The sequence below is a fragment of the Chitinophaga sp. XS-30 genome (assembly GCF_008086345.1).
Classification (GTDB): Bacteria; Bacteroidota; Bacteroidia; order Chitinophagales; family Chitinophagaceae; genus Chitinophaga.
The window spans coordinates 3,914,053-3,926,248 of sequence record NZ_CP043006.1 but is presented as its reverse complement, the minus strand read 5'-3'; the positions used below and the strand labels follow the sequence as shown (position 1 = coordinate 3,926,248).

Sequence of the window (12,196 nt, the reverse complement as noted above, 5' to 3'; positions counted from 1 at the left end):
CCGGGGCAGTACCTCCGCGATGTACTGCCTCATTTTTTGCATCTGTCATGAATAACAAATTAAGCAAGTTTGCCAGGATCAGCGTTTTCATTGCCATAGGCTGCATTGCCGCCCTCTGGTTCGTGCCCATGTGGCGGATAGACCTGGCAGCTCCGCAATACCCGGAAGGCATCTTCATGCAAATATGGATAAATGACGTAAAGGGCGATGTGGATGTCATCAATGGCCTGAACCACTACATCGGTATGAAGACCATTCACAAAGAGGACTTCCGGGAATTCGTGTACCTGCCCATCGTTCTGGCTGCATTCTGCATCTTTGGCCTCGTTGTGCTCATCAAAGGGCGCCGCCGGGCATACTATATCTGGACGGGTGCTTTGCTGGCCATCGCCACCCTGTCCATGTACGACTTCTGGAAATGGGAGTATGATTACGGGCATAACCTCGATCCCACCGCACCGATCAAGGTGCCGGGCATGGCCTATCAGCCGCCGTTCATCGGTTACAAGAAGATGCTGAATTTTGAGGCCCTCTCCCAGCCGGATATCGGCGGCTGGCTTTTTATCACCGCAGCCATATTACTCACCAGCGTATCCATTTATGAATGGAGGCGCGCAAAAAAACAGCTTCATGAAAATCCTTTTGGGCAGTCTCCTGCTTCTCGCCGGCATGACAAGCGCATGCAACAGGGCGTTTGAGCCGATCGTTTATGGCAAAGATGCCTGCGCACATTGCAAGATGACCATCATAGACAAACGGTTCGCCGCCGAGATCGTCAACCCGAAGGGCAAGGTGTTCAAATTCGATGATATCAGCTGCCTCCGTGCATTCACCGCGGAAATACCCGGCAGTATGATATTCGTCAATGCCTACCGGGAGAAAGGGGAGCAACCGCTCAACGCCGCCACGGCCGTGTATCTTCATCATCCTTCCTTTAAAAGCCCGATGAGCGGAAATATCACCGCTTTCGCCGGGAAAGACGATGCGAAGGGACTGCAGGACAGCCTGCAACTCGAATTGCTCACCTGGGAAACTTTACCGTAATGCTGTTCAGAGCCATCCTGCTAAGTTTATTGCTCCCCGCAGCTGCCGGCGCTACCGTTGTAACAACGGGGCCATCAAGACCGCTGCAAGGCGTCCTTGACAGCGCACGGCCCGGTGATACCATCCTGCTCGCGCCGGGGCTTTACCGGCAGCATGACATCATCGTCCGCAAACCCCTCACCATCATCGGGCTTCAATACCCGGTATTCGACGGGGAAAAACGCCACCAGGTATTCATCATCACCGCTTCAAACGTCCGCATACAGGGCATCACCGTGCAGCACACCGGGCGCAGCAGTATGGTGGACATGGCGGGGATCAGGCTGCAGAACAGCCGCGGGTCCGTCATCCGCGATTGCCGGTTCCTGTACACCACCTACGCCGTGTACCTGGAGAACAGCAGGCACTGCATCATCACCGGCAACTACATCAAAGCCGTGACAACCGATGAACTGCAATCCGGCAACGGCGTCCATGCCTGGAAATGCGACAGCCTCCTGATCGCCGGCAATACGATCTCCGGCCACCGGGATGGCATCTATTTCGAGTTCGTTACCGGCTCCTCCATCCTCCGGAACATCTCTCATAACAATATCCGGTACGGCCTCCATTTCATGTTTTCCCATAACGATACCTACAGCTATAATACCTTTCGCAACAACGGTGCGGGCGTTGCCGTGATGTACACCAAAGGCGTGACCATGCACAGGAATACCTTTTATCATAACTGGGGAGATGCCTCCTACGGCATTCTCCTGAAAGAGATATCGGACAGCCGTATCGATTCCAACCGCTTTGTCAAAAACACTATCGGGATCTTCATGGAAGGCAGCAACCGGATACACATCAGCGGAAACGAATTTTCGTCGAACGGATGGGCCATGCGCGTACAAGCCAGCTGCGAAGCCAATGTGATCGAAGGGAACAATTTTCTTGACAACTCGTTTGATGTGGCTACCAATGGCACCATGATGCTGAACACTTACAAAGGAAACTACTGGGACAAATACGATGGATATGATCTGGACCGGGACGGAACAGGCGATGTGCCCTATTACCCGGTCAGCCTCTATTCCGTCCTCTCCGAGCGGGTACCGGCGGCCATGATCCTGTACCGGAGCTTTCTGACCAATATTATGGACCAGGCGGAAAAAATGATGCCTACCATCATCCCGGACCAGCTCAGGGATGATCGTCCAAGAACAAGAAAATGGAACTTATGATCCGTATAGAAAAACTTACCAAGTCATTCGGCCGGTTCAAGGCGCTGGACAATATCGATCTCCGCCTGGAAAAGGGGCAGGCCGTATCGTTGCTGGGCCCCAACGGCTCCGGGAAAACAACGCTGATCAAATCCATCCTTGGCCTGGTTGTGCCGGAAAAAGGCAGCATCGCCATCAACGGGCAGATCATCCGGGAGGACGAGCATTATCGCGCCAATATCGGGTATATGCCGCAAATAGGCCGGTATCCGGACAATATGACCATCGAACAGGTGATCCACATGATCCGCGATATCCGTAAAGCGCCAGCCGCCTGCGATGAAGAACTGTATTTCAGTTTCGGGCTCAACCGGATCAAACACAAGAAAATGCGTACCCTCTCCGGCGGCACCCGGCAAAAGGTCAGCGCCTGCCTGGCCTTCCTGTTCTCACCGGATATCTACATACTGGACGAACCCACCGCCGGGCTTGACCCTGTGGCCAATGAGCTGCTGAAAGACAAGATCGCTGCCGAATGTGCCAACGGGAAACTGGTGCTGATCACCTCCCATGTGCTGAGCGACCTCGACGGGCTGATCAGCCATATCATTTACCTGCAGGATGGCAGGCTGCTTTTCCATGAATCTGTGGAACGCCTGCAGGAATGGACCGGGGAAAGAAAACTGAACAAAGTAATTGCCAACATCCTGCAGGAACAAAAACCCGTGATATGCTGACCTTAAGTAAATACGTGCTGCTTGACCTGCTGAAAAACAGGTCTGTTTTGATATACTCGGTGGTGCTGGCCATCCTGTCGTTCAGCCTCCTGAGCCTTGACGGCAACAGTACAAAAGGGCTGCTGAGCCTGTTGAATATCACATTGCTGTTTGTGCCGATCATCACTACCCTCTTTGCCACGATCTATTTTTTCAATTCGCTGGAGTTCATTGAGCTCCTGTTGTCCCAACCGGTGAAGCGGGCCAGCATCCTCCTCTCGGAATACGCCGGCATGGCGCTTTCGCTTGCCGCTGCGTTTGCCGGAGGTGTTGGCATGCCTTTGCTGATCATGGTGCCGGGCGCAGCCTCCCTGATGCTGATACTGACGGGCGTATTGCTCACCTTCATTTTTACAGCGATAGCCTTGCTGATATTTGTGCTGTCCAAAGACAAGACGAGAGGCATCGGCGCAGCCATCATTGTTTCGCTGTTTTTCACGCTGTTATTTGATGGCCTGATGATGACCTTCATCTATGCTTTCAGTGAATATCCGATAGACAAGGCGCTGGTAGGCATCATGAGCTTCAACCCGGTAGATCTCGGGCGGGTGTTGATGCTGTTGCAGCTTGATGTGGCGGTATTGATGGGGTATTCAGGGGCTTTGTTCAAGCAATTCCTCGGATCTGCCAGCGGCAGCATTTATGCCATCATCTGCATGATCAGCTGGGTGGCGGTGCCTTTGTTGCTGTCCGTCCGGATTTTCAGGAGAAAAGATCTTTGACAGTCATTTCTTTTTGACGAGCTGGTTATTGATCACCAGCTTGCCTTTGCCGGTTTCATTCGCCAGGTCCTGTATGGTTGTTTTGTCAAACATCTGCCGCAGCTGTACCTTGATGGAGCGATACTGTTCATGCATGGGGCAGGGTCTGCTTTCAGAGCACTCCTTCAGGCCGAGCACGCATTTGGTGATGATGCCGTCTTCTCCCACAGCTTCCAGCACAACGCGCACCGGCAGTTTACGGGCAGCATCCGTCAGGTAAAAGCCGCCGTTGGGGCCGCGTACGGAGCTTACCACACGGTTGTTCTTCGTGAGCAATTGCATGATCTTGGCGGTGAAGTACTGCGGTGAGTCAATGGCCGAGGAGATCTCGTCAATTCCCAGCTTGTTGTCCACCGAGCCTTTCAATGCAATGTAAATGGTGGCCCGAAGCGCATATTCCGCAGATTTCGAAAGCATATGTATCGTTGATTTGCCTGCAAAATAATCATAAAACCCATTCCGCAAAGGAGTCCTGTGTCTCGAACAGCTTCAATCCGGCCAGTTCAGTACCCGCAGGCAGCTTTCCGCGGATGGCGTTCCGGATAAAGAGGAGGAGATTTTCGGCGGATGGCTCCGCTTCCATCACCAGCAGATTATCTTCCTGCGCCATGCCCGGATTTGCATCCACATAAGCGCTGGAAAGCACAAGCTGATGGTCCAGATGCGTGATCACCGTTTCCTGCACCAGCTTTTTGAGCTCCTTGAAATCCAGCAGTATGCCCGGGGCAGGAAGGTAAACATCCTCCTGCTGCGTGGACCTGACCGTGACGTGCAATACATAGGAATGACCGTGTATAAAACGACAGCTGCCTGCATATCCATAAAGGGCGTGCGCCGTTTCAAAGCGAAAGATCTTTGTCACCTGAAGCATTCTATTTGCGATTTATAACAAAGCTAATATAAATAAAGATAAATACATCCTTTTATCCTAATTTTACATCTTTAACACTCACTTGTCATGGAACAACATACACCCATCAAACGGCATCCTTCTCTACAGGCCATTTCCGGAGACCATCACTTCGGTCTTTTACTGGTCTGGAAGATCGGTGAAGGCCTGCGGTACAACGTTGCCCCCGGGCGTATCAGCAGGTATGTGCTTTTCTTTTTTGAACGGGACCTGGAGCCGCATTTCCGGGAAGAGGAAGAACTGCTTTTTGGCAAACTTCCGGCGGACGATGCGCTGCGGAAATCAGCCGAAGCCGATCATCATACGCTCCGGGAGCTGGCTGCGGGCATCCGGAAACACCCGGATGATACTGCTATGCTCAAGGCGTTCGCGGATACGCTGCGGGAGCATATCCGGTTCGAGGAAAGGACCTTGTTCCATCACCTCCAGCAAACCCTGTCCGCTTCAGACCTGGAACTGGCAGCCGCCAGGGCGCGGAACCGCGGGCCGGAACTGGATGGGCAGTGGGAGGATGTTTTCTGGAAAAAGAAATAAACGTTTTATACGATGCACACATTTCATATCCCGGTCATGGGACTGGCTTACACGATCGACAGCCCCATCAAGGTGGCGCGTTTCGGCATTTCATCTGTTATTTCAATTATCGAGGACCGGTTGATAGAGATGATGCGAAGTCATTATTACCGCCAGCGCAATGAACCTTATTTACCCATTTCGTCCAAAGAGGACGATTACCGCGCAAAAAGGATCACAGATTACCTGAACCTGGTGAACAGGATCGTACAGGAGCAAATGGAAAAGCTGCGGCATGCGGCATTTGAAGCAGGTTCGGAGATCGTAAAATATTTCGAGATGCTGCCGGAGGACAACCTGGCAAAACAACTGTATCTGCAGCTGGTGGGATCGGAGGATAACACCAACCGGGCTTCCATCGAAAAGAAATTGCGCGAAAGCATACAAGCCGGTAGCATTGACGTGAATATTATGACCAAGACGGACAGGCAGCATTACGGAAAGGATGGCGCCGTACTGGAAGATGGCTCGGATGCCGTAGCGGCTTTGCGGGGATATGCCAACAGCGATCTCACCGGTTCGTCCATCATTTTCTCTGCCGGAATGAACCCGCGCCTCTACAACTACCTGGAAAAATGCCGGCAGTTCGATGCAGATGAACAGGGACAGTTCAACAAAAAGATCGTTATCAAAGTAAGCGATTACCGCTCCGCGCTCATACAAGGCAAATACCTGGCGAAGAAAGGCATCTGGGTGAGTGAATTCCGTGTAGAATCCGGATTGAATTGCGGCGGGCATGCATTTGCCACTGATGGTTACCTGATGGGGCCGATACTGGAGGAATTCAGGATCATGAAACAGGAACTGATCAACACCCTGTTTGAACTTTACAGCGGCGCTCTCGCCAAAAGGGGCGCTACCGTTCCCGCAACGCCTCCCCCATTGAAAATTTCCGCTCAAGGCGGGATCGGCACGGCGGCGGAAGATCGCTTACTGCATACCTATTATGAGCTGGACAGCACCGGCTGGGGCACACCGTTCCTGCTGGTACCGGAAGCCACCACTGTGGATGCGGAAACACTGCAACATCTCTGCGCCGCGCAAAAGGATGATGTTGTGCTCAGCCACCAATCTCCTATGGGCGTAAGGTTCCATTACCTGAAAGGGCTTAGCGGAGAAGCGGAGCGCCTGCAGCGCATCCGGAGCGGGAAACCCGGCAGCCCCTGCACGGAAAAACACCTGTCGTTCAACACCGAATTCACAGCGCAACCCATCTGCACCGCATCCATACAATATCAGCGCCTGAAGATCGCGCAACTCAAAAGCAGCAACCTGCCGGAACCGGAATACCGGAAGCAGATGAATACTGTCCTGGATAAGGAATGCCTCTGCACCGGGCTCAGCAATTCCGCCGCAATAGCGTACAACACAACAATGGTGAAAAACCAGCGGGCAGTCACCATTTGCCCGGGGCCCAACATTGCGTATTTCAACAAAGCCGTATCCCTGCAACAGATGACCGACCACATATACGGCAGGGCCAGCGTCATTACAGATACGCAGCGGCCGCATATGTTCATTGCAGAGCTGCGGTTATATATTCAATACCTGAATGAACAGCGACAGGCAGCCGTTCCCACTGCTCAAACACAAAAATCCCATACCGCCTTCTGCACAAATCTGCTGGAAGGCATATCCTACTACCGCGGTTTGCACCAGGAAGGCATCATCCCGGACAAGCGTTTCCCGGATATGCTGGATGAAGCGGAAGCACAGATCAGGGCCATGTGCTGAAAAGCGCAAGAACCGGGTTTTCTAACGTCACACAGCCTGTTAGTTTTGTGTTGTAAAATGATCTGATCATGACAACACTACTAACAGGCATTACAGACCGGCTGAATAGCAAAAACTGGTCAGCCGTATCGGAAGATCTGCATGCCAGAGGTTATGCGACCGTAACAGATGTACTCAGTCCCGATGAATGTGCATCGCTGATCGCAGCCTACCAGGCAGACGATACCTACCGGAAAACCATTGTGATGGAACGGTACCGTTTCGGCCTGGGGGAATACAAATACTTTCAGTACCCGCTGCCGGATATGATTACCGCCATCCGCGAAACCGTGTACCCGCACCTCGCTCCCGTTGCCAACAAATGGATGGAAGTATTAAATACCGGCAAACACTTCCCGGCCACGCACGCGGAGCTGAAGGCCCTGTGCCACGCCAACGGGCAAACGAAACCAACGGTACTGATCCTGCAATATGGCGAGGGTGGTTTCAATACCCTGCATCAGGACCTGTACGGCGATATTTTCTTTCCGCTGCAGCTGGTGCTGTTCCTGAACCAGCCGGGAGAAGATTATACCGGCGGGGAGTTCGTGCTGACGGAGAACATCCCGCGGGCACAATCCAAAGCCAATGTGCTGCAGCCCCCGCGCGGGAGCATGCTGCTGTTCACCACCAGTTTCCGGCCGGTAAAAGGCAGCAGAGGATACTACAGGGTGAACATGAAACACGGTGTAAGCCCCTTGCATAGCGGCAATCGCTATACCCTGGGCGTGATCTTCCACGACGCCGGATAATGACAGCAAGAACCGGGTTTTCCGGCAAACAGAACCTTCTTAACTTTAACCATCATGGAAACACAACAAGCCATCAACTATAAACGCATAGCAGACGCAATTGCCTATTACCGGGCGCATTTCAAACTTCAGCCAAGCCTGGAGGAAGCGGCCGAACATGTGCACCTGAGCGTCTTTCATTTTCAGCGGATGTTCAGGGAATGGGCAGGCGTTACGCCAAAGCAGTTCCTGCAATATCTGAGCCTCGAACATGCAAAGGGAATGCTGAAATCCTCCGCCACGCTGTTTGATACCGCCCACGAAACCGGCCTGTCCGGCACCGGCCGCCTGCACGACCTTTTTATCAGGATGGAAGGGATGACACCCGGAGAATACAAGAACGGCGGCGAGCAGCTGCACATCAATTACAGCTTTGCGGAAAGCCCGTTCGGCACCGTGATCGTTGCCTCCACATATAAGGGCATCTGCCATATGGCCTTTGCCGATGATGGGCCGGAAGCGGCATTCCGGGAACTGCAGGCCAGTTTTCCCCATGCGCAATACACCCAGTTGCTGGATACGATACAGCAAAACGCGCTGTTCATTTTTACGCAGGACTGGGACCGCCTGCACGAGATCAAACTCCATCTGAAAGGCACTCCCTTTCAGCTGAAGGTCTGGGAAACCCTGCTGGCCATTCCTCCCGGCAGTCTTTCCACGTACGCAGGCATCGCCGGAGAGATCAACAGTCCCGCCGCCTCCCGCGCCGTAGGCACCGCAGTGGGCCACAACCCGGTGGCATTTCTGATCCCCTGCCATCGCGTGATCAGGGCATCCGGCGAACTGGGCGGGTACCATTGGGGAGAAACCCGCAAAGCGGCGATCATTGGCTGGGAAGCCAGCAGAATACAAAGGCCATGATCCGTCATCATGATCTATCCTCCCATCATCTTCATCACCTTATCCGCACCGGAAAAGTACGCTTCGGCGGCCACCGGCCCGGAAAGATCTATGGTACGCTCCGTTGTGCCTCCGGTAAAAAAATGAAAAAGGAGAACAGGGTGTTCTTTGAAAGCGAGGCAGCGGCCATACACGCCGGGTACCGCCCCTGCGGCCGTTGCCTGCCGGAACAGTATCAACGCTGGAAATCGGAGCGCGACAGGCTCCGCCAGCAGTAGAATACCACGTAGCTTTCCCATCCCGGGAACTGCTGAAAGAATGCCGCCATTTTTGCCTGATCCGTTTTATCATCGATCACGTTATGCCGCAGGAGCGCGTTCAGCAGGCCGGCATCTCCGAAAGGGATGCTGCTTTGTTCACCGAGGCTTTTCATCAACGCATAGTTGGCCGTCCATATACCAATGCCCTTGATGGCCGTGAGCGCTTTCTGCCGGGAGGCATGGTCCGGCAGCAGCAATAGTATTTCCTTACTCACCAGCCCATCGGCAAAAGCCCTGGCCGCGGTAACCAGATACTGCGCTTTGCTGGCGGAAAACTGCATCGCCCGGAGATCATCGGGCTGTACAGCCGCGAGGCGGGACGCTTCAGGAAAGATGTAATGCGGGACGCCATCGTGCTCAACGGTCTCCCCGTAAGCCTCCACGATCCGCCGTTTAAGCCGGTAGGCGAATTTAAGGTTGATCTGCTGCCCGATAATGCTCCAGGCGATGGCTTCAAACAGATCGGGTATGCCCACGAGCCGCAATCCTCTGAAATCTGCTGTCATATAAGCCAGCGCCGGATATTTTTTCAACTGCCCGTAAAAAGGCCGGATATCCCTGTCCAGGTCAAACCACACGCAGAGGTAACTGGTAATAGCTTCCTTTATTTCCGGTGTGCACGCCGGCTGCAGGACTTTCACCCGCAAACAATCCACACCCCCGGAAACCTCCATCAGCACAGGAGTGCCGTCTATCTTAATTGCCTTGACAACATGATCCGGGCCAAGACGGTGCAGGCATTCATCAAAATTCCGGTTGAGGAACCAGTGGCATTCCGCAAAGCTGAAAGGCGCTTGTACGGGGATATCAAAAACAGCATTCATCCTGCAAATGTAGGGCCTGAATAGTACTGCACAACCCGGTTATTGCGGAAATGGAGCGCTGAATGCATATTTTCCCGAACCGGTACGAATGACGATCCTGCTATTTTCCTGTTGTATCGTACCTTTGTGGCAGGCAGAATGCCAATCATCCGCCGTCATGATCACCGTCATCGCTTCCGGGCGCACAAAAATGCAGTTTTACATCACCCTGCTGTCAGGGCAAAAGATCACATAAAAATCTAACCTGATGAAAACGATTTTAGTACCCACCGACTTTTCTACCTGCGCAAACAATGCCACCAATTTTGCCGTACAGTCCGCCAAATATTTCCCGGCAGAGATCGTTCTGTTGCATGCCATCGATGCTGATGGCGGGTTATACACCGATTACATGGGCGTAAACCGGGAATTCAGCGAATCGCTCATGGAAGAAGCCGGCGAGCATCTGTCACAGGTTAAAAAAGCCATCCTGGAAACAGAAGGTATTGCTGTTAAAACAACCTTGTTCAGAGGTTCTGTACATGAAGCCATTCTTAAGACAGCAGCTGATATTGATGCCGATATCACTATAATGGGCACATACGGCACCAGCAGTTTCGGGGACAAACTATGGGGCAGCAAAACCGCTGCGATCATCGGTAAAAGCAAGATACCCGTAATGGTGGTCCCGTTTGGCTACGAATGGAAAAAACCGGAAAACATCATGATGGCCACCACCAGGTTTGAAAGGGAACCGGCGGTCCTCGATTTTCTTTTTGAACTGGCGGATCAGTACAAAGCCGGTGTACGCGTGGCCGTATTTACAGATGAGGACGATGACAAAGCCGGCACATTCCTGGAACATCGCTTTAACATGGAACATTACGGCAGTATGCTGAGCGAGACATATGAAGCGCAGCAGATCACTGCTGTTAACCTTTATGGCCCCGAGTTTGAGGAAGGGATACAGCGGTATATCGATGAAAATGGAATTGATATGCTGGTGATGATCACCTACCAGCGTAGTTTCTGGGACAGGATATTTCATCCCAGCAAGACCAAAAGGATGAGCTATCAGACCAAAGTGCCTCTCTTGGCCATTCCCGCGAAATAGATACCGCAAAGCAACCATTCGCTTCAATATTTGTTAATTAAATATACAAAATCACGAACCGGACATGATAAGGGAACAATTACTGCAATTAGGACAAATACAGGGCGACCCCTGCGTCACCATTTCGCTGAATACGCACAGAACGCATCCCGACAGTTTGCAGGATGCCATCAGGATACAGCAGTTATGCCGGGAAGCGGATAACAGGTTGTTGAAGGAATACGGCAAACGGGACATCAAAAAGATCAGGGAGGCGCTCGAAACCATTCCATCGGAAATAGATGTGAATTACAATCTGGACAGTCTGCATGTGTTTATTTCAGAAAGCACCAGGGAGATCATCAGGTCCCCATGGCCGGTAAATGAAGATGCTGTTCACATCGGGCAGGGATTTGCGGTCAGGCCGCTGATAAAAGCGGCTAACCGTGTAGCGGAATATCTCGTGCTGCTGCTTTCCCAGTCCGGCGTATCACTCTACGAAGCGATGAATGATGCCATTACCGGAGAGATCAGGAATGACGACTTCCCCTTCCCTTCAAGTCCGTACTACCTCACTCATCACGATGAACAAAGCGATGCCAGGCAGGTGGACAATGCCGTCCGCCAGTATTTCAACAAGGTAGACAAGGCTGTAGTAAAAGTGCACCACGAAACGCAGCTGAAATGCATTGTGATATGTACCGGCAATAACTACAGCCACCTGATGATGGTGGCGGACAAACCTGGTATTTATGAGGGCCATGCGAACATTAACTATAACAATACCACCCCTCACCATATTGTATCACAGGCCTGGGAGATCGTCAGGACCCGACAGAAAGAACAAAGGGCAGCTGCGATCAGCGAAATGAAAGAAGCCGTATCCGGCGGCCTGGTGCTGACCGATCTGCAGGAAATATACCGTGCCGCAAAAGATGGCCGGGGAGACCTGCTGATCGTCCGCAATGAATTTTCCCAGCCGGTAAAAATGACCGGCGAACGTACCTTCGATATCATCAGCGACCCGTCTGCAGAAAGTGCTGTTGACGATATCGCCAGTGATGTGGCCTGGGAAGTGACTTCCCGTAACGGAAGGGTTGTGTTCACGGACCAGGAGGAAATAAAGGAGTTGGGGGATATTGTATTGAAGACGAGATATTAGACGGCCGGCGGTCCGTCGAAAAACGGATCAAGGTGAAAAGTTGCGGGGATAGGCTGGAAATTATTTGTATGGCATCCCGATTTAACTTGATCCCAAAATTCTGTCAGCAATAGTGTTCTGCCTGGCACACCATCACAAAATTTGCGGC

At 52.4% G+C, this 12,196-nt stretch carries 15 protein-coding genes; 12 read left to right on the top strand and 3 right to left on the bottom strand.

The window, feature by feature from the left end; genetic code table 11:
• The first annotated feature begins 47 nt into the window (after positions 1 to 47).
• The 5 genes from FW415_RS15980 to FW415_RS15960 are packed head-to-tail and all read left to right on the top strand — an operon-like array spanning position 48 to position 3,744.
• A complete protein-coding gene (locus tag FW415_RS15980; RefSeq protein ID WP_148387005.1) occupies positions 48 to 698 on the top strand; it encodes a hypothetical protein in 651 nt (216 codons plus the stop codon).
• Positions 631 to 1,044, top strand: a complete 414-nt coding sequence (locus FW415_RS15975) for a nitrous oxide reductase accessory protein NosL (RefSeq protein ID WP_168208841.1) — start codon at positions 631 to 633, stop codon at positions 1,042 to 1,044. Before FW415_RS15980 ends, FW415_RS15975 begins: the two co-directional genes overlap by 68 nt.
• Complete coding sequence (locus FW415_RS15970) at positions 1,044 to 2,267, top strand: nitrous oxide reductase family maturation protein NosD (RefSeq protein ID WP_148387001.1); 1,224 nt, start codon at positions 1,044 to 1,046, stop codon at positions 2,265 to 2,267. Before FW415_RS15975 ends, FW415_RS15970 begins: the two co-directional genes overlap by 1 nt.
• On the top strand, positions 2,264 to 2,983 hold the full coding sequence (locus tag FW415_RS15965; protein ID WP_148386999.1) for an ABC transporter ATP-binding protein: 720 nt from the start codon (positions 2,264 to 2,266) through the stop codon (positions 2,981 to 2,983). Before FW415_RS15970 ends, FW415_RS15965 begins: the two co-directional genes overlap by 4 nt.
• On the top strand, positions 2,977 to 3,744 hold the full coding sequence (locus FW415_RS15960) for an ABC transporter permease subunit (RefSeq protein WP_148386996.1): 768 nt from the start codon (positions 2,977 to 2,979) through the stop codon (positions 3,742 to 3,744). The genes FW415_RS15965 and FW415_RS15960 overlap by 7 nt, the downstream gene beginning before the upstream one ends.
• A gap of 3 nt (positions 3,745 to 3,747) precedes the next feature.
• Here FW415_RS15960 and FW415_RS15955 read toward each other — a convergent pair whose 3' ends face one another.
• Positions 3,748 to 4,200, bottom strand: a complete 453-nt coding sequence (locus FW415_RS15955) for an Rrf2 family transcriptional regulator (protein WP_148386994.1) — start codon at positions 4,198 to 4,200, stop codon at positions 3,748 to 3,750.
• Between the two features lie 28 nt (positions 4,201 to 4,228).
• Positions 4,229 to 4,645: a 6-carboxytetrahydropterin synthase gene (locus tag FW415_RS15950; protein ID WP_168208840.1), complete on the bottom strand. Its 417-nt coding sequence runs from the start codon at positions 4,643 to 4,645 to the stop codon at positions 4,229 to 4,231.
• A 96-nt stretch (positions 4,646 to 4,741) separates the two neighbouring features.
• On the opposite strand from FW415_RS15950, the gene FW415_RS15945 reads away from it, so the two are divergent.
• The 5 genes from FW415_RS15945 (at position 4,742) to FW415_RS15925 (ending at position 8,948) form a co-directional block, all read left to right on the top strand.
• Entirely contained in the window at positions 4,742 to 5,227 is a 486-nt protein-coding gene (locus FW415_RS15945; RefSeq protein ID WP_148386990.1) for a hemerythrin domain-containing protein, read from the top strand.
• A 12-nt stretch (positions 5,228 to 5,239) separates the two neighbouring features.
• The gene (locus tag FW415_RS15940; RefSeq protein ID WP_148386989.1) at positions 5,240 to 7,000 is read left to right on the top strand and encodes a hypothetical protein; all 1,761 of its coding nucleotides are present in this window, start codon (positions 5,240 to 5,242) and stop codon (positions 6,998 to 7,000) included.
• A 68-nt stretch (positions 7,001 to 7,068) separates the two neighbouring features.
• Entirely contained in the window at positions 7,069 to 7,791 is a 723-nt protein-coding gene (locus FW415_RS15935; protein ID WP_148386986.1) for a 2OG-Fe(II) oxygenase, read from the top strand.
• Between the two features lie 54 nt (positions 7,792 to 7,845).
• Positions 7,846 to 8,691, top strand: coding sequence for a methylated-DNA--[protein]-cysteine S-methyltransferase (locus FW415_RS15930; RefSeq protein ID WP_148386983.1), 846 nt, complete (start codon positions 7,846 to 7,848; stop codon positions 8,689 to 8,691).
• Positions 8,688 to 8,948 carry an Ada metal-binding domain-containing protein gene (locus tag FW415_RS15925; protein ID WP_148386981.1) on the top strand — a complete coding sequence of 87 codons (261 nt, stop codon included), beginning with the start codon at positions 8,688 to 8,690 and terminating at the stop codon, positions 8,946 to 8,948. The genes FW415_RS15930 and FW415_RS15925 overlap by 4 nt, the downstream gene beginning before the upstream one ends.
• Here the strand turns inward: FW415_RS15925 and FW415_RS15920 are convergent.
• On the bottom strand, positions 8,906 to 9,814 hold the full coding sequence (locus FW415_RS15920) for a DNA-3-methyladenine glycosylase (RefSeq protein WP_148386979.1): 909 nt from the start codon (positions 9,812 to 9,814) through the stop codon (positions 8,906 to 8,908). The two genes, FW415_RS15925 and FW415_RS15920, sit on opposite strands and share 43 nt — an antisense overlap.
• A 247-nt stretch (positions 9,815 to 10,061) precedes the next feature.
• On the opposite strand from FW415_RS15920, the gene FW415_RS15915 reads away from it, so the two are divergent.
• Together FW415_RS15915 and FW415_RS15910 are read left to right on the top strand one after the other, a co-directional pair.
• The gene (locus FW415_RS15915) at positions 10,062 to 10,907 is read left to right on the top strand and encodes a universal stress protein (protein WP_148386977.1); all 846 of its coding nucleotides are present in this window, start codon (positions 10,062 to 10,064) and stop codon (positions 10,905 to 10,907) included.
• Between the two features lie 64 nt (positions 10,908 to 10,971).
• Entirely contained in the window at positions 10,972 to 12,048 is a 1,077-nt protein-coding gene (locus FW415_RS15910; RefSeq protein WP_148386975.1) for a hypothetical protein, read from the top strand.
• Positions 12,049 to 12,196 lie beyond the last annotated feature (148 nt).